The sequence below is a fragment of the Gelidibacter sp. genome, assembly GCF_035577925.1.
Classification (GTDB): domain Bacteria; phylum Bacteroidota; class Bacteroidia; order Flavobacteriales; family Flavobacteriaceae; genus Gelidibacter.
Map to the genome: position 1 here is coordinate 1 of NZ_DATJCY010000394.1, position 17,095 is coordinate 17,095.

Genomic DNA, 17,095 nt, shown 5'->3' on the forward strand with positions numbered 1-17,095 from the left:
AAATTTGTTTCCAAAATCAGAGGCACCATTACTTGCTTTTATCAAAATATCCATTGGTGTTTGGTACAACCACGGACGCGCTTCCATTTTTTGTTCCCATGGACGGTTTTCTTCCAATCGGGAATATGAGGTCATATAAACCGCTGTTCCTGCCAATGGCAAAGAACCTTTTCCACCGGCCAATCGATCCCTGATTTCACCACCAGATCCGGTTGCGGCACCGTTAAATGGTTCAACCGTGGTTGGGAAATTATGAGTTTCAGCCTTTAGTGAAATGACCGATTCAAAATCTTTAGTTTGATAAAAATCAGGTTTATCGGCTGTTTTTGGAGCAAATTGCTCAACAACCGGACCTTTTATAAAAGCCACGTTATCTTTGTAAGCCGAAACAATGCTGTTTGGATTTTGACTGGAAGTATCGCGAATCATTTTAAATAATGATTTTTCCTTTTCTTCACCGTCAATAACAAATGTGCCATTAAATATTTTATGGCGACAGTGTTCACTATTGACTTGCGAGAATCCAAAAACTTCAGAATCTGTCAGTTTTCTACCAATATTTGCTGAAACACCTTCCAGATATTCTATTTCCTCATCATTCAGTGCCAAACCTTCTTTTTGGTTATATGCTGAAATATCCTCAATATCTTGAATGGCTTCCGGTTGAATGTCAATATTGAAAACTTCTTGATCGATACCTTTATATTTTTCAGAAATCATCGGATCATAATCCTTGAAATCTTGAGTTACAGCCTCAAATTCTTCAATACGGATAATGTCTGAAATGCCCATATTCTGGGTGATTTCAACCGCATTCGTACTCCAAGGTGTAATCATAGCTGCGCGCGGACCAACAAAAAAAGCATCGAGGGATGCTTGTTCTATTTTAGGTTGGTTGCCGAATAACCATACCAATTTATTGATGGTTTCTGTTGAAAATTCTTTTGTTGCTTGAACAGCAAATACCTTGCTGTTTTGGTTTCCGAAGAAATGAATCATTATGTCTTAGTTTATGCCAGAACGTTTGTGCTGACAGTTTGTGTTTTCAAAGTGCAAAATTAGTCTTTTTTAAGGGCATTTATTCATAATAAATCATAAAAAAAAGCAACTTAGATAAGTTGCTTTTAAAATATGTAATCTCTTTTCCCTTAAGACTATTTTTTCTGTAAAAGCGCCATATAAAACCCGTCAAAACCAGATTTATGAGACAATACTTTTTCTTCTTTTACAAACGTAAAATCTTTTCCGTTTTCCGAATCTAAAAATGCTTTTACCTGATTTTGGTTTTCAGATGGCAAAATAGAGCAGGTGGCATAAACCAATTGTCCGCCAGGTTTTACCATTCTTGAATATTGTTGAAGAATTTCCTGCTGTGTGATTTTGATCTTATCAATAAACTCAGGCTGTAATTTCCATTTCGCATCAGGATTTCGTCGGAGGACACCCAATCCTGAACATGGCGCATCAATTAGCACACGATCGGCTTTGTCATACAGTTTTTTGATAACTTTGGTCGATTCTATCGGTCGTATTTCAACATTAAAAACGCCGTTACGTTTGGCTCTTCGTTTGAGTTCGTGAAGTTTGTTTTCGTAAATATCCATCGCAATGACTTGACCTTTGTTTTGCATTAAGGCAGCAATATGCAATGCTTTTCCACCGGCACCAGCGCACGCATCTACAACGCGCATGCCAGGTTCGACATTCAAAAACTTGGCAACCAGTTGTGAAGACGCATCTTGGACTTCAAAATGACCGTCTTTAAAAGCATCGGTTTGAAAAACATTAGCACGCTCTTTTAGCTTTAAGGCATCAGGATAGTTGGGTAAAAAATCGGTTTCAATATCTTGGTCAAACAATACGGCTTGCAAAGCTTCTTTGGTTGTTTTTAAGGTATTGACCCTTAAAATCACATCGGCCTGCTCATTTAAAGCTGCTATTTCTTTGGTCCATACGTCTGTGCCCAGTTCCTTCTCTCCAAGTTCATCCAACCAATCGGGAATAGATTCTTTGAACTTTCTGATTTTAGAGAGCTCGTCAAATTTCCCTTTTATTTTTCGGGTTGGCGTACTTTCAAAATATGTCCAATCCGGCAGTTTAATACCTTTTAAAGTGGCCCAAACAGCAAACATTCTCCAAATATTATCTCTGGTAAAAGGTTCTTTAACTTCAGCTATTTCGGCATAAAGTCGTTTCCATCGTACAATATCGTAAGTAGTTTCGGCTACAAAAGCACGGTCGCGCGCACCCCAACGTTTGTCGCGTTTTAAAAGTTGTTGAATGACTTTATCAGCGTATTGATCTTCATTAAAAATGAGCATTAATCCATCAATAACTGCAAAACATAGATTTCTGTGTAATCTCATTTTTTACGTTTTAGGAGTTTGTCGTTTATGACGACTGCAATTTGTTATAAAAATTGCGACTGCAAAGTTACGTTAAAAAGCGATGAACGCGTGATTATTTTGATTTTTTAAAAGGAAATCAAGTATCTTTCCAAAAAAAAATATGAAGATGAGAATTTGGACCTGTTTATTTTTGATTACTGCATTTTTGTCGTGTAAAGAAGATGAGAAACCTGTAAAAACTAAAATTACTTCTGTAGAAATTGAAGAAATTTATAGTAATAGCGCTTTAAGTATTAGGGCGATAGATATCGCATCTGATAAAAGTATTGCATTTGCTGCCAATGAAGGTGCCTTCGGATTATATAATCCGCAAACCGAACAGTGGATTACGGGAAAACAAGACTATGACAGTTTAAATTTGGAGTTCAGAGCTGTAGCAAGAACGCTTAATGATTTTTTTATGTTGAGTGTGGCAAGTCCAGCTTTATTATTTAAAACTGGAGAGTATGGAACGATGGAAGTGGTTTATAAGGAAGATCACGAAAAAGCATTTTATGATGCGATGACTTTTTGGAACGCCCAAGAAGGCATTGCCATGGGTGATCCCACCGACGATTGTATGAGCGTTATTATTACTCGTGATGGTGGCGAAACTTGGAATAAAGTGCCTTGTGATAAGTTGCCCAAAATCAAGGAAGGCGAAGCTGCTTTTGCCGCGAGCAATACCAATATTGCCATTGTAGGAAATCGTACGTGGATTGCTACTGGTGGAAAAACAAGCCGGATTTTATTTTCTGAGGATAAAGGAATGTCATGGCAGGTTTTTGATACGCCCATGATTAATGGCGAAGGAACCACAGGAACGTATTCCATTGATTTTTATGATGAAAATAAAGGCTTTGCAATTGGTGGTGATTATACAAAACCTGATGATACAAAGGCTAATAAGATGCGTACTGCTGACGGTGGAAAAACTTGGCAATTAGTTAGCGATGGTGCGGAACCTGGTTATAGAAGTTGCGTGCAATATGTGCCAAATAGTGATGGCAAGGCACTTGTGGCCGTTGGAATCCAAGGGATAGATTATTCGATCGATTCTGGAGATACGTGGCAGCATTTAAGTGATGAAGGTTTTCATACCATTCGCTTTTTAAATGAAAATGTGGCTTATGCAGCAGGGCAGGGTAGAATTGCAAAAATTACATTTAAATAAGTTAAAACATTGATTTCTTGCTTCATGAAAATCAATAAAAAACCCTAAATTCCAATATTAGAATTTAGGGTTTATTTTTTTAGTTACGTGATTCTAAGGGTTTTTATGTGTTGGATCTTTTTGCCGTTTTTTATACTCTTCCAGCATTTTTATGTTAAACTCGTCTTCTGCTATTCTCAACTTGATGATTTTTTTGGCAGGTAGCACTTTTAATAAATTTTGGTTGTATTCTATACGTGTGTTTTGACGGTCTTTTTCTAAGGTAATAAGGTCATTCAATAAGATCTTAGCATTGGCTTCGCTCATATCTTCCGAAATTTGCTGTTGCTTGTTGTAGCTCGTACGTCTGTGCATATCTTTTTTGCTTTCATAAGCATTGTAAATAGGCCAAAATTTTTGAGCTTCGGTTTCTGTTAATGCTAATCGCTCGGTAATAAATGCGACTTTGAGTGCTTTTATTTTTTCACGTTTTTCATGGTGTTGCGAAAATGACGACCATGATAACAAACTTATAAATAATATAATAGCTATTTTTTTCATTTTCCAATGATTAAATCTTCGATAGAAGTATTATTAATAAGATAGTTTTCTAAAGATTCTTCCGTAAGGGAACTGGATACAAAATTATCTACTATCAAATCCTCCTCGTTTAAAAAGGATGCAATGTCATAAGCGTTCAAGTTTTGGTCTATTAAGTAGTTTTCAATAGATGCGGTTTCAATCTGATTTATGGTTAATTGACCTTTTGAATTCAATAAAAAAGTTAATAGCAATGCGATGGATGCGGCAACACCAGAAAGATAAGCAACTTTTCGCCATGGGTTTAATTTGATGACTTTAGTTGAAGAATTTTCATTTTTAAGACGTGCTTGGAGTTTATCATCAAAAGTTTCAAAATAGTTATCTGGAACTTTGAAACCCGAATCAGAAATTGAAGCCATTTCCTTTTTAACGTTCAATTTTTTAAGTAATCGTTCGTCAAAAGCATCAAAATATCCATCGGGAGTTTTAAACCCCGAATTTTTAATATTATGTAAGTGACTTTTTTTCATGATATTACTATGACTTTTTATTTTGCAAAAGGTTTAATGGGTGGTTAAATACTCTTCAACTTTTTTTACTGCAATATGATATGTGGCTTTTAAAGCACCTTCGCTGGTATCTAAAATTTCGGACATATCGGAATATTTTATATCGTCAAAATAGCGCATGTTAAACACTAGTTTTTGTTTTTCGGGCAACGTAGCGATGGCTTTTTGTAGTTTTAACTGAATTTCGTTTCCTTCAAAATATACATCGGCTTGAAGGTTGTTTATAGTATGTTCATGTAATTCTGGACTGCTATTGTTTTTTAAGTTCGCATTTTTTTTAAGATGTGTCAGCGCCTCATTGGTGGCAATACGGTACATCCATGAAAACAGTTTGCTTTCACCCTTAAAGTTATGAATATTTCTGTAGATTTTGATAAAGGTTTCCTGTAATACGTCGTCGGCATCATCATGCGAGATTACAATTTTACGAACATGCCAGTACAAGCGCTCTTTGTATAAAGAAAGTAATTCCTTAAAAGCCGAATCTTTTGTTTGCTCTGATGTTAATCTTAAAATAAGGTCGTCGTCGTTATGCACTAAAGTATTTTTTATAAGACCGTTTGAAGATATAAAAAGTTTAATCGAGTAATTGGTAAAAACTTGTTAAAATAATGAGATTGACTCTCAGTATGTTAAATGGTAAATAATCGTTTAAAGGCAAAATAAATCGGTGAATTACATATTTTTGTTGCACAGTAATATTTAAAGTAATACTTTTACGCCAAACTTAACCTACTATGATAGTCAGTGTGCCCTATTACATTGACGGTATAAAAGAAAAGGATGCGCATTGGTAGTGGCATCCTTTTCTTGTTTTTAAGATATTCATAATTGGGTGTTTATTCAAAACTCTGCATATCTACAAGCATTTTATAGACGCCATTTTTTTCGATAAGTTCATTGTGTTTGCCTTGTTCAACAATTTCACCCTTTTGCATGACGATAATTTCGTCGGCATTCTGAATGGTTGATAATCGGTGGGCAATGACAATTGACGTCCTGTTGCGCATCATGTTTTCTAATGCCGATTGCACCAAGCGTTCGCTTTCTGTATCTAAAGCAGAAGTGGCTTCATCCAAAATCATTATTGGCGGATTTTTTAGAACAGCTCTGGCAATACTTAAACGTTGTTTTTGACCTCCAGATAATTTATTCCCAGAATCACCAATATTAGAATCAATACCCATTGGGAGATCTTTGACAAATTCCCAGGCATTTGCAATTTTTAATGCGTTGATGACTTCCTCATCGGTGGCATTCTGCTTTCCTATTTTAATATTATTACTGATGGTATCGTTAAACAAAATGGAATCTTGTGATACCACACCCAGCATTCCGCGTAGTGAAGCGATTTTTAAGTTTTTAATATCAATACCGTCAATCGTAATAGAGCCTTCATTAACATCGTAAAATCTGGTGATCAAATTCGCAATGGTACTTTTCCCACTTCCGGATTGTCCAACCAATGCCACGGTTTTTCCTTTCGGAACATTAATACTGAAATTTTTAAGCACCAAATCGTCTTCATATTTAAATGAGATATTATTGATTGCTATATTAGAATCAAACGACTCTTTTATAATAGGATTTTCAATTTCTGAAATGGTGTTTTCAGATTCCAAAAACTCCAAAATACGTTGTGCCGCGCCATTTCCTTTTTTAACGCCATAACTGGCTTTGGCAATATCCTTTGCAGGAGTTAAAATGTTGTATGCTAATGTGATATAGCCGATAAAAAAACTAGGATCCATAGAGTTGTCGATAAATACCAGATAACCTCCATAAACCAATAGGATGCCAATGACGATAATACCTAAAAACTCGCTAATTGGTGAAGCCAAATTTTGACGATTGAGTAGTGAATTGGCATACTTGTAATAGCGTTCATTTGAATCTTCGAATTTTTTGGCAAACACCTTTTCAACGTTAAAAGCCTTGATAATACGTAGACCGGTCATGGTTTCTTCAAGAATTGACAGGAAAATACCTTGTTCACGCTGAACTTTTAAAGAACCTTTTTTGAGTGATTTTCCTACTTTTGAAATGATAAACCCTGAAATTGGAATAAAAATAAATACAAACAGCGTTAATTTGGCACTCAGTATCAACATTGAAATCAAGGAAAATAAAATAGTCAGTGGTTCTCTGACAACCATTTCTAAAACCGACAAGAAGGAGTTTTTGACTTCGTCCACATCACTGCTCACTCTTGAGATGGTATCTCCTTTTGATTTTTCAGAATAAAATGCAAGCGGAAGCGATACTATTTTATTGAACATTACATTTCTGATATCTTTCAAAACACCATTTCTCAAAAATGTGATGTAATACATGGCGAGATAATTGAAGAGATTTTTTAGCATGAATATGCTAATAATTAGTCCAACCATGAACATGAGTACTTTGAAATCGCCGTAACTCTCAATTTTGTCCACTACAAAAAAGTTGAGTGAATCCTCAACAAAACTTTTGATATTTCCTAAGCCTTCAAAAGTAGGTTTCGCAACAACAACACGTTGATCACTAAAAATGACCTTAAAAATAGGTATTAAAGCCAGAAACGATAGCGTGCTAAAAAACGCATAAAGAATGTTGAAAAAAATGTTGAGGTAAGCATATTTTTTATACGGAATAATAAACCGGTAAAACTTTTTTAAATATTCCATTTAGTTAAGATTCATGTCTTTGACAATAGCGTTAATTTTTTCCATCAATTTTGCTTCTACTGATGCATAAGCGTCTTTGGATGCTAAAGGTGCATTAACGCTCATATAAAATTTTATTTTAGGTTCTGTTCCACTCGGTCTTAAAGCTACTTTACTGCCATCTTCGGTGAAATAAATAATGACATTCGATTTTGGAACATCAATAATTTCCTCTTTGCCAGTGATGAAGTTTTTTGCCATCGAAAGTTCATAATCTTCAATTCGTATCACTTTTGAACCATTTATTTCTTTAAGCGGGTTTTGTCTGGCATCAATCATCATTTGGTTAATCTCTTGGGCGCCTTCCATTCCTTTTTTGGTCAATGCGATAAGATGTTCTTTATATAACCCATGTGAAACGTAAAGTTCTAATAAGGTTTCGTAAAAGGTTTTTCCGTCGGCCTTGGCTTTTGTAGCAATTTCGCATGCCAGAAGGGTTGAGGTCACGGCATCTTTATCACGTACAAAATCGCCAACCATAAAACCAAAACTTTCCTCGCCTCCGCCAATAAAGTTGAGTTCAGGGAAATCTCTGATCATTTTGGCAATCCATTTAAATCCTGTTAATCCTTCTTTATACTGTACGCCATAAGAATTTACCAGTTTTTGTACCATTGGTGTAGAAACGATAGTCGATCCTACAAATTCCTTTCCTTGAAGTTTACCTTGTTTTTTCCATTGTTTTAAAAGGAAATCGGTCATGACCAACATGGTTTGGTTACCATTGAGCAAGGTTAATTTACCCTCCAAATCCCGCACAGCAACACCTAATCGGTCGCAATCTGGATCGGTACCGATAACAATATCCGCATTTACTTTATCGGCAAGTTCCAAGGCCATTTTTAAAGCTTCCGGCTCCTCAGGATTTGGAGATTTTACAGTTGGGAAATCCCCATTTGGAATTTCTTGTTCTTTAACAATATGAACATTTTTATAGCCTGCGCGTTTCAGTGTTTCAGGAACCGTTGTGATAGAAGTGCCATGAAGCGACGTGAATACAATGGATAAATTGTCTTTTGATTTCTGATCAGTAAAATTTCCGTTTTTTATGGAAGCATTAATAAAAGCATCATCAACCTCTTTTCCTATAATTTTGATAAGGCTGTCTTTGGGTTTAAATTTAATTTCAGAATAATCCAGACGACCAATTTCATCAATTACAGCTGCATCATGCGGCGGAACCAATTGACCACCATCTTGCCAATACACTTTATAGCCATTGTATTCTGGTGGATTGTGCGAAGCAGTCAACACAATGCCACAGTGGCAGTTTAAATGTTTGACGGCAAAGGAAAGTTGCGGTGTAGTTCGCAAGTCTTCAAATAAATATACTTGAATATCGTTTGCTGAAAACACATCGGCCACGACTTTTGCCAAGGTTTTACTATTATGCCTACAATCGTAAGCGATGACTACTTTGGGAGTTTCGTTTGGGAATTGTTCGTGTAAATAGTTGCTCAAACCTTGGGTGTTTCTGCCCAAGGTGTATTTATTGATTCGATTGGTTCCAACACCCATAACGCCACGCATGCCCCCAGTTCCAAATTCTAAATCCTTATAGAAACCTTCTTGGATTTCTTTGGGATGAAAGGCAATGCTTTCCTTGATTTCGTTTTGGGTTTCTTCATCAAAAGTTGGAGTTAACCAAGAATTTATACGTTCTAAAATTTTTGGATCTATGTAAATCATGGAGGAGTATTTTTAGTGATCTTACAAAAATAATCAATTAAGCAAATGTTAATTGATAATGGACTATGAATTTAAGGAATTAAAAGTTTAGCTCTTCATTAATGAGATAGCGCTTTTTGTCATCTTTGCTGCGTAAAATTATTTCGCCCAAAAAGCCGGCAATAAAAAATTGTGTACCGATAACCATAGTAGCTAAAGCAATATAGAATTGTGGACGATCTGTAATGAGTCGTCCATAAGTATTTAGAAAGAGTTTGTCAATACCTAGATAAAGTGTGAAGCCAAATCCAATCATGAGCATGATAACGCCCATCGCACCAAAAAGATGCATGGGTTGTTTTCCGAAACGCGAAATGAACCAAATGGTCAACAAATCAAGAAAACCATGGATAAATCGGTCCATTCCAAATTTGGTATTTCCATATTTTCGCGCTTGATGCAGTACCACTTTTTCGCCGATATTTGAAAATCCTGCGTTTTTGGCCAGTACTGGAATGTAGCGGTGCATTTCGCCATTTACATCAATGTTTTTAACCACATTAATGTTATAGGCCTTGAGTCCGCAGTTAAAATCGTTCAGTTTTACACCAGAAGTCTTTCGTGCAGCCCAATTAAAAAGCTTGGAAGGCAGGTTTTTTGAAATGACGGAATCGTAACGTTTTTTCTTCCAACCAGAAACCAGATCGTAATGATCTTTGGTGATCATGTTATAAAGTTCAGGGATTTCTTCGGGATTGTCCTGCAAATCGGCATCCATAGTAATTACTACATCTCCTTTTGCTTTTTCAAATCCGGCATGAAGTGCTTGTGATTTTCCGAAATTCCTAAAAAAACGAATGCCTTTAACATTGCTGTCCTTTTGGGACAAGTGCTCAATCACGTTCCATGAACCATCGGTACTGCCATCATCAATAAAAATAATTTCATAAGAAAAATGATTGGACTGCATAACTTTAGCAATCCAATCATGTAATTCTGTTAACGATTCCTTTTCGTTGAGTAGTGGTATGACTACTGATATGTTCATTTAAGTAGTTTCAAAATATAATGTTCAAAAGTAATCAAATTACTTTATAACAGTTTTATTCTTTTTTCATGACCAACCCAGCAATAAGAGAATATATAAGGGCAAAAAACGCACTCATAGCAATCCAGAACGCACTGGCTATGGCAGGGTTCATAAACATTTCTACAAATTTCATGGCTTGGGCTACCATTTCTTCGGTCATATCAGGATTTTGTTCAAGCATATTATCTCTTGCAATATCTTTTATCTGATTCATAAAATCTGGATCGATCACATAATTAAAAATCAAAGAGTACACCGAAAAAACAATGGCACTGATTACACCAATCAAAACACCAACTTTAAGGGCATCACTTAAAGTTAAAAGATTTCCATTACGTTTTTTGTATTGAGAAATCGCATAAAAGATGACAATTGGAAAAATGACATAGTAAATTGCTGTTGGCCATTGTGCGCCTTTTAAGGCTAATCCTGTTACATAGGTAATTACGGTAATGACGACAATAACAAGGCCTAAAATGACACCATAGTTAACTGCAAATTTACCGGGAGAAAGTTTTTCTGTTTCCATAATAATTGGTTTAATTAGTTCTGTTGAAAGGTTAGTAAGCAAATATAGAAAAACGTTACAATTTATTTTTACGAAAATTGGGAATCTCCTCTATAATAAGAACGTGAATCTTGTTTTGGTTCGACGTTTTTTTTGTTTATAAGTTGTATCATTAAAATCAATATGTTGACGAAAGTGAAAATTTAAACTAAATGTATTGCACATTAGTAAAAAATACTTAAATTTGCACTTCCAAAAATTGAACGATATTAAAGTATTTAGAGATGAAAAAAGGCATACATCCAGAAAATTATAGACTTGTAGCATTTAAGGACATGTCAAATGAAGACGTGTTTTTAGCTAAATCTACGGCTAATACAAATGAAACTATTGATGTTGATGGTGTGGAGTACCCACTTATTAAGATGGAGATTTCAAGAACATCTCATCCATTCTATACAGGTAAGTCTAAGTTGATAGATACTGCTGGTCGTATTGATAAGTTTAAAAGTAAATACGCTAAGTTCCAAAAGTAATTTAGCTATAATACATAGTAAAAGCCTGTGGAAATTTTCTACAGGCTTTTTTGTTTTGTATAAATATCCTATTTTTGACCCTTTAAAATTTTATGCAATCGAAATAGTTTTTGTTAAGCCGTTGTTTTCTATCAGTTTATGATTTTATGCTTTTTTTATAAAAATAGAAATTCATCGGTTTTTAATGCCTGTTTCCTCAATACTGAACCAACTACTTATACACTACATGAACTACATTCTTTTTGATGGCCCATTTCGGGATAATCTTTTACCTTTTACATATACAAGACCGGTTGCTGATATTAGAATAGGAATTTTGACCATTCGCGAAAAATGGGAAATGCACTTAGGATCGACCATAACCACCATTACCGAGGATTATTTGTCCGAAAAGTACCCAATGGTCGAAATGCCAGAAAACATTATGATCAATGCCTCTTATCTTCCCAATGAGGAATTGGTGGAGTTGGTACGCGATTTGAAAGAAAACCAAGCTGTTTTTAAAGACGAGGATGTTATTGCTTTTTTTGCCAATGACACTCAAGAAGATATTGATTTTGGCACTTTTGAAGCCATTGAATTTGATGGTCAGGTTATTAATGTGGAGCACACTTGGGATATTTTCTCTAAAAATGGAGAAGCCATTCAGGAAGATTTTGACCTATTGACTAAAGGTCGGGTTTCACAACCTATTTCATCAACCAACAATATACTGGGAGTGCACAATGTGTTTTTGGAAGAAGGTGTTACCATGGAATTTGCAACGCTTAATGCCGATTTGGGGCCTATATATATAGGTAAGGATGTTGTTATTATGGAAGGTGCCTTAATAAGAGGTCCTTTTGCTATTTGCGAACATTCTTCTGTTAGAATGGGTGCTAAAGTGTATGGTCCAACCACTATTGGTCCTTATTGTAACATTGGCGGAGAGGTTAAAAATGTGGTACTTTTTGCGCATAGCAATAAAAGCCATGATGGTTTTTTGGGAAATGCCGTAATTGGTGAATGGTGTAATATGGGAGCGGATACCAATTGCTCCAACCTTAAGAATAATTATGCCGAAATCAGGCTTTGGGATTATAAAACCGAAAGTTTTGCTAGAACCGGTTTGCAGTTCTGTGGCATCATGATGGGCGATCATAGTAAATGTGGTATCAATACCATGTTTAACACGGCGACTGTTGTTGGTGTGAGCGCCAATATTTTTGGCAGTGGTTTTCCTCGTACATTTATTCCAAGTTTTAGCTGGGGAGGTGCTGCAGGAATGACAACATATCTTACTAAAAAAGCCTTTGAAGCGGCGGAGGTAGTTATGGCAAGACGTCAATTGCAACTGACCGATGAGGATAAGGCTATTTTAGAACACGTATTTGAACTTTCGAGAAAATTCAGAAGAGATTGATTGGATTAAGGGTTAAATAGTTTGTTTTTCATAGGCTTTCAAATTAGATGTTTTTTGATTTAACTAAGTTTAAACCAGTTCTAGTGTTATTGCAGAATTGAAAATAAACGCCCTTTCTACATTCGTATTATTTTCAAACATTTGTGTAACTTTGCACTTACCAATCCAGCAGAAAATATATTCACAAGTCATTCTTAAAACAGGCTTTTTTTAACACGTAAAGCCTTTTGTTTTTAAGATATCAAGATGGTATTATGAGAAAAAAAGTAGCGTTTTATACCTTGGGGTGCAAACTGAATTTTTCAGAAACTTCAACGATTGCCAGATCTTTTGAAAATGAAGGTTTTGATCGTGTAGATTTTGATGAAATGGCAGACATTTATGTGATCAATACTTGTTCGGTTACAGAAAATGCTGACAAGCGCTTTAAATCAATCGTCAAGCAGGCACAGAAAATTAATCCCAATGCGTTTGTTGCGGCCATTGGATGTTATGCCCAATTGAAGCCGCAAGAATTGGCCGATGTCAATGGGGTAGATTTGGTTCTTGGTGCTACCGAAAAATTTAAGATTACCGATTATCTGAATGATCTCTCAAAAAATGATATGGGAGAGGTGCATTCCTGTGAGATTGAAGAAGCCGATTTTTATGTTGGAAGTTATTCGCTTGGCGATAGAACACGTGCTTTTTTGAAGGTCCAGGATGGCTGTGATTATAAATGTACCTATTGCACGATTCCGTTGGCACGTGGTATTTCACGAAGTGATACGATGAAAAACGTGATTCAGAATGCTAGAGAAATTGCCGCACAAAATATTAAGGAAATTGTTCTGACCGGTGTAAATATCGGTGATTATGGAAAAGGTGAGTTTGGTAATAAAAAACACGAACATACCTTTCTAGATTTGGTAAAAGAATTAGATCAAGTAGAGGGGATTGAGCGTTTGCGTATTTCGTCTATCGAACCCAACTTATTAAAAAATGAAACTATCGACTTGGTTGCAAAATCAAGGACTTTTGTGCCTCATTTTCATATTCCATTGCAGAGTGGGAGCAATGATATTCTTAAAAAAATGAAGCGTCGTTACATGAGAGAACTCTATGTGGATCGAGTTGCTAAAATCAGAGAAGTCATGCCACATGCTTGTATAGGTGTGGACGTTATTGTAGGTTTTCCTGGCGAGACCGATGCCCATTTTTTAGATACTTACAATTTTTTAAATATGCTCGATATTTCCTATTTGCACGTATTTACGTATTCTGAACGTGAAAATACTGAAGCTGCAACAATGGAAGGTGTTGTATCTAAAAATGTCAGAGCAAAACGCAGTAAAATGCTGCGCGGTCTATCCGTTAAAAAACGTCGTGCATTTTACGAAAGCCAATTGGGAAGTACGCGTACTGTTTTGTTCGAAAATGAAAATAAAGAAGGTTATATCCATGGGTTTACTGAAAATTATGTTAAGGTAAAAGCACCTTGGAATCCTGAGCTTGCCAATACTTTACATCAAATTGAACTCACTAAAATAGGAGATGACGGCATTGTTCGGTTTGAGTTTGTTCCAGTTTTTTCTATATAAATTAGGTTCAAAAATAAACCAAGTGATTTTTATCTATGTTTTAGGTAATTTGTCCTGTTTTTTTTAGAAAATCATCTCATATCGATAGTTTTGGTCGTGTCCCTTTTCTAACGACCATTTCAATGAAGATTATATTCCGCCTGCTTTTTATCACCGCTTGTTTTATTATTAGTTTTGGTTGTTCTGACAATAACAATAAAAACCCTATTGTTGGTACTTGGGAGTTGGTGTCATGGACGGTTGATATTCCGTTTGAAATTGAAAACAAAGTGACTACAAATCTGAATTTTTTAGAAAAAACCACCTGCAAGGTCAATGAAACCTTAACTTTTGATCATCTTGGAAATGTGACTTCTGAGGATACCTTTAGTCCTAAAATTACAATTCGTTTAAAAGACGATCTATCTAATAATTATATTATCGATGAGATTTGTGCCGAAGGAATTATTGGTTTTTCTACGGAATATCTTCAAATTGATGATAAAAATATAGAGCTCAACGGTGCTAAAGGTGTCTTTACAGCCAGGGAATTAACGCTTGTTTATGCCAATGCTATTAAAATTTATAACGAGGCACTTACAGAGATTATTGATAATAAAGATCTTACTTTAGTATATTCAAAGAAATAAAAAAGTTAAAAGTACCTAAAGCGTTTGCTAATTTGTACTTAAATGCGGATTCCAACAGGAAGCATTTTTTTATACTTTCTGTTTTTTCTTATAAATCGAGCTATTTCTGGACTTGTTGGAACCACACTAATGTTGCGCTCAGAGATATTTTCAAAAACTAATGTTAAAAAATCAGATTCAAATTTTTCAGAAGTAATACATTCGGGAATACATAATTTGGTAAGAAAAATTTTTCTATCCTGAAGTGAATATTCAATTTTGGCCAAATCGTCTTGGACTTTAAGTTCGAATTGACGTAAGAAATCATTGTCAACTAGTTCTGCTGCATCAATCATAATAATATCTTTAATTTTATTTAATGGTGAGAAGTGTGTGATCGCTATTTTTATATAGCTTTGCTCGACAAATTTACGAAAATTTGCCTTAACATGCGCTATATAGATTGTTAAATCCTTAATAAGTAAATATTTAGGCGATTTTTGTGATATTTATTTGATATGTTTTATTAATTATTAAGATTAGGCTTCGCTTTGAATCAACATATGGAGAACGAAATTATTCCGGTTTATCTGATGCCTGGAATGGCTGCCAAACCCACCATTTTTGATCGGATAAAACTGCCTGAAGATCAATTTAAGATTTACTGGTTGGAATGGATGATTCCAGAGGTTGACGAGACTTTGGAAAGCTATGCCAAGCGGATGATTGCTAAGATTGAACATAAAAATCCTGTTCTTTTGGGAGTGTCGTTTGGTGGAGTTTTGGTCCAAGAAATGAGTAGGTATATGACGGTGCGAAAACTCATTGTGGTGAGCAGCATTAAATCTCGTCATGAGCTTCCCAAACGTATGAAAATAGCTAAATTTATAAGAGCTTATAAGTTTGTTCCAACACAATTGCTTTCTAATTTGGACGTTCTAAAAAAGTATGCTTTTAATGCGGCAATTTCCAAGCGGATTGATTTGTATAAAACGTATCTTGCCGTAAATGATAAACAATATTTGGATTGGTCAATTCGCGAAATGTTGCTTTGGCATCAGGAAGAAGCTATTAAAGACGCTATTTATATTCATGGCGACAAGGATGCCGTTTTCACACAATCTTGTGGTGGAAATTGTATTATTGTAAAGGGAGGAACGCATATCATGATTGTTACCAAATATAGATGGTTTAACAAACACCTTCCAGAACTAATTTTAGGTACAAATTGATTACTGTTGAATTATTTTTTTACATTTATAAAAAAGATTGAAAATGAAGATTATTAAGAATTTACTGGCCATTGTTGGTCTTGTTAGTATTTCGGGTTTATTTGTTTTTGCGGTTCAGGCGCCTCTGGATAGAGATGTGCAACCTGAACAAAAAATGATCAATGATTATAATATTTATGCGGTAAAAATCCCTGACGACCTTAATTTTGCCGGTGAAGCAATGCCTTTGTCAGACCCCGATGTTTATGAGCGTATGGACCGGGAGCTATTAGTAAATACCTATTGGCAATCTAACGGACTTTTGATGTTTAAACGCGCTCAAAAGTACTTCCCGGTTATTGAGCCTATCTTGAAAAAACATGGTATTCCGGATGATTTTAAGTATCTAGCAGTAATAGAAAGCGGATTGACCAATGCTGTTTCACCAGCGGGTGCAAGAGGAGTTTGGCAAATTATGCCTGCAACGGCACGGGAGAATGGACTCGAAGTAAATGACAATGTGGATGAGCGTTACCATTTAGAAAAATCGACTGAAATAGCTTGCAAGTATTTGTTGCAATCCAAAAAGAGTTTAGGTTCGTGGACTTTGGCGGCTGCCGCTTATAATGCTGGAAATGCAGGAATATCCAGGCGCTTAAAAGAACAGAATGTTGCAGATTATTATGATTTGCTGCTAGGTGAAGAAACAGGGCGTTATATGTTTAGAATCGTTGCTTTGAAAGAGATTATGAACAATCCTAAAACTTATGGATTCAATTTTGATGAACTTGATCTGTATTCTAATATTCCCACATTTAATGTGGTTGTGGATAAGGAAATCCCTAATTTCACAACCTTTGCCCAAGAATATGGCATCAATTATAAAATCCTTAAAATCCATAATCCGTGGTTAAGAGAAACAAAGTTGAATAATAAATCGGGTAAAAAATATATTATCGAAATTCCTGAAAAAGGATATTATCCAGCTCCATAACATTTCGCAATTAAACGATATTAAACGAAGAACCAAAATGATAATAATTGATTGTCATTTTGGTTTTTTTTTTAACTTTTTAAAGCAAATAAGTCAATAAATAAGTTATAAATAGAAGTAGAAAATCTATGTTTTTTTATG

The 17,095-nt window shown here is 35.3% G+C and carries 16 protein-coding genes and 1 pseudogene; 7 read left to right on the top strand and 10 right to left on the bottom strand.

Features of this window, described 5'->3' with window-relative positions:
• Positions 1 to 999, bottom strand: a pseudogene (locus tag VNJ50_RS14740) (phosphoribosylformylglycinamidine synthase); the annotation flags it as partial.
• Positions 1,000 to 1,154: 155 nt separating this feature from the next.
• A complete protein-coding gene (locus VNJ50_RS14745; protein ID WP_325583055.1) occupies positions 1,155 to 2,366 on the bottom strand; it encodes an RsmB/NOP family class I SAM-dependent RNA methyltransferase in 1,212 nt (403 codons plus the stop codon).
• Positions 2,367 to 2,514: 148 nt separating this feature from the next.
• Here VNJ50_RS14745 and VNJ50_RS14750 point away from each other — a divergent pair, with 148 nt between their 5' ends.
• Positions 2,515 to 3,561, top strand: coding sequence for an oxidoreductase (locus VNJ50_RS14750; protein ID WP_325583056.1), 1,047 nt, complete (start codon positions 2,515 to 2,517; stop codon positions 3,559 to 3,561).
• A 93-nt stretch (positions 3,562 to 3,654) separates the two neighbouring features.
• Here VNJ50_RS14750 and VNJ50_RS14755 read toward each other — a convergent pair whose 3' ends face one another.
• From VNJ50_RS14755 to VNJ50_RS14785, 7 genes are all read right to left on the bottom strand, one after another.
• Positions 3,655 to 4,101, bottom strand: a complete 447-nt coding sequence (locus VNJ50_RS14755) for a sensor of ECF-type sigma factor (protein ID WP_325583057.1) — start codon at positions 4,099 to 4,101, stop codon at positions 3,655 to 3,657.
• Entirely contained in the window at positions 4,098 to 4,613 is a 516-nt protein-coding gene (locus tag VNJ50_RS14760) for a hypothetical protein (RefSeq protein WP_325583058.1), read from the bottom strand. The genes VNJ50_RS14755 and VNJ50_RS14760 overlap by 4 nt, the downstream gene beginning before the upstream one ends.
• A 33-nt stretch (positions 4,614 to 4,646) precedes the next feature.
• Entirely contained in the window at positions 4,647 to 5,189 is a 543-nt protein-coding gene (locus VNJ50_RS14765; RefSeq protein WP_325583059.1) for an RNA polymerase sigma factor, read from the bottom strand.
• Positions 5,190 to 5,491: 302 nt separating this feature from the next.
• Positions 5,492 to 7,318, bottom strand: a complete 1,827-nt coding sequence (locus tag VNJ50_RS14770; protein ID WP_325583060.1) for an ABC transporter ATP-binding protein — start codon at positions 7,316 to 7,318, stop codon at positions 5,492 to 5,494.
• Positions 7,319 to 9,046 (bottom strand): phospho-sugar mutase, encoded by a 1,728-nt coding sequence (locus tag VNJ50_RS14775; RefSeq protein ID WP_325583061.1) that lies wholly within the window; start codon positions 9,044 to 9,046, stop codon positions 7,319 to 7,321.
• 79 nt (positions 9,047 to 9,125) lie between these two features.
• A complete protein-coding gene (locus VNJ50_RS14780) occupies positions 9,126 to 10,073 on the bottom strand; it encodes a glycosyltransferase family 2 protein (RefSeq protein ID WP_325583062.1) in 948 nt (315 codons plus the stop codon).
• Positions 10,074 to 10,128: 55 nt separating this feature from the next.
• Positions 10,129 to 10,644 (bottom strand): DUF4199 domain-containing protein, encoded by a 516-nt coding sequence (locus VNJ50_RS14785; protein ID WP_325583063.1) that lies wholly within the window; start codon positions 10,642 to 10,644, stop codon positions 10,129 to 10,131.
• Positions 10,645 to 10,907: 263 nt separating this feature from the next.
• Here VNJ50_RS14785 and VNJ50_RS14790 point away from each other — a divergent pair, with 263 nt between their 5' ends.
• From VNJ50_RS14790 to VNJ50_RS14805, 4 genes are all read left to right on the top strand, one after another.
• A complete protein-coding gene (locus VNJ50_RS14790) occupies positions 10,908 to 11,159 on the top strand; it encodes a type B 50S ribosomal protein L31 (protein WP_325583064.1) in 252 nt (83 codons plus the stop codon).
• 226 nt (positions 11,160 to 11,385) lie between these two features.
• Entirely contained in the window at positions 11,386 to 12,561 is a 1,176-nt protein-coding gene (locus VNJ50_RS14795) for a GlmU family protein (RefSeq protein WP_325583065.1), read from the top strand.
• Between the two features lie 254 nt (positions 12,562 to 12,815).
• Positions 12,816 to 14,141 carry a tRNA (N(6)-L-threonylcarbamoyladenosine(37)-C(2))-methylthiotransferase MtaB gene (mtaB, locus tag VNJ50_RS14800; RefSeq protein WP_325583066.1) on the top strand — a complete coding sequence of 442 codons (1,326 nt, stop codon included), beginning with the start codon at positions 12,816 to 12,818 and terminating at the stop codon, positions 14,139 to 14,141.
• A gap of 122 nt (positions 14,142 to 14,263) precedes the next feature.
• Positions 14,264 to 14,770: a hypothetical protein gene (locus VNJ50_RS14805; protein WP_325583067.1), complete on the top strand. Its 507-nt coding sequence runs from the start codon at positions 14,264 to 14,266 to the stop codon at positions 14,768 to 14,770.
• A 38-nt stretch (positions 14,771 to 14,808) separates the two neighbouring features.
• On the opposite strand, the gene VNJ50_RS14810 is transcribed toward VNJ50_RS14805, so the two are convergent.
• Positions 14,809 to 15,105 (bottom strand): N-acetyltransferase, encoded by a 297-nt coding sequence (locus tag VNJ50_RS14810; protein ID WP_325583068.1) that lies wholly within the window; start codon positions 15,103 to 15,105, stop codon positions 14,809 to 14,811.
• A 207-nt stretch (positions 15,106 to 15,312) separates the two neighbouring features.
• Between VNJ50_RS14810 and VNJ50_RS14815 the strand changes: the two genes are divergently transcribed.
• Positions 15,313 to 15,981, top strand: coding sequence for an alpha/beta hydrolase (locus VNJ50_RS14815; RefSeq protein ID WP_325583069.1), 669 nt, complete (start codon positions 15,313 to 15,315; stop codon positions 15,979 to 15,981).
• A gap of 43 nt (positions 15,982 to 16,024) precedes the next feature.
• On the top strand, positions 16,025 to 16,954 hold the full coding sequence (locus VNJ50_RS14820; RefSeq protein WP_325583070.1) for a lytic transglycosylase domain-containing protein: 930 nt from the start codon (positions 16,025 to 16,027) through the stop codon (positions 16,952 to 16,954).
• The last annotated feature ends 141 nt before the right edge of the window (positions 16,955 to 17,095 follow it).

What these genes read in the sequence shown, in the direction of transcription:
- VNJ50_RS14745 (WP_325583055.1), bottom strand. Translation starts at nt 2,366, where the DNA reads ATGAGATTACACAGAAATCTATGTTTTGCAGTTATTGATGGATTAATG.
- VNJ50_RS14760 (WP_325583058.1), bottom strand. Translation starts at nt 4,613, where the DNA reads ATGAAAAAAAGTCACTTACATAATATTAAAAATTCGGGGTTTAAAACT.
- VNJ50_RS14775 (WP_325583061.1), bottom strand. Translation starts at nt 9,046, where the DNA reads ATGATTTACATAGATCCAAAAATTTTAGAACGTATAAATTCTTGGTTA.
- VNJ50_RS14810 (WP_325583068.1), bottom strand. Translation starts at nt 15,105, where the DNA reads ATGATTGATGCAGCAGAACTAGTTGACAATGATTTCTTACGTCAATTC.
- VNJ50_RS14785 (WP_325583063.1), bottom strand. Translation starts at nt 10,644, where the DNA reads ATGGAAACAGAAAAACTTTCTCCCGGTAAATTTGCAGTTAACTATGGT.
- VNJ50_RS14805 (WP_325583067.1), top strand. Translation starts at nt 14,264, where the DNA reads ATGAAGATTATATTCCGCCTGCTTTTTATCACCGCTTGTTTTATTATT.
- VNJ50_RS14755 (WP_325583057.1), bottom strand. Translation starts at nt 4,101, where the DNA reads ATGAAAAAAATAGCTATTATATTATTTATAAGTTTGTTATCATGGTCG.
- VNJ50_RS14770 (WP_325583060.1), bottom strand. Translation starts at nt 7,318, where the DNA reads ATGGAATATTTAAAAAAGTTTTACCGGTTTATTATTCCGTATAAAAAA.
- VNJ50_RS14815 (WP_325583069.1), top strand. Translation starts at nt 15,313, where the DNA reads ATGGAGAACGAAATTATTCCGGTTTATCTGATGCCTGGAATGGCTGCC.
- VNJ50_RS14780 (WP_325583062.1), bottom strand. Translation starts at nt 10,073, where the DNA reads ATGAACATATCAGTAGTCATACCACTACTCAACGAAAAGGAATCGTTA.
- VNJ50_RS14790 (WP_325583064.1), top strand. Translation starts at nt 10,908, where the DNA reads ATGAAAAAAGGCATACATCCAGAAAATTATAGACTTGTAGCATTTAAG.
- VNJ50_RS14820 (WP_325583070.1), top strand. Translation starts at nt 16,025, where the DNA reads ATGAAGATTATTAAGAATTTACTGGCCATTGTTGGTCTTGTTAGTATT.
- VNJ50_RS14795 (WP_325583065.1), top strand. Translation starts at nt 11,386, where the DNA reads ATGAACTACATTCTTTTTGATGGCCCATTTCGGGATAATCTTTTACCT.
- mtaB (WP_325583066.1), top strand. Translation starts at nt 12,816, where the DNA reads ATGAGAAAAAAAGTAGCGTTTTATACCTTGGGGTGCAAACTGAATTTT.
- VNJ50_RS14750 (WP_325583056.1), top strand. Translation starts at nt 2,515, where the DNA reads ATGAGAATTTGGACCTGTTTATTTTTGATTACTGCATTTTTGTCGTGT.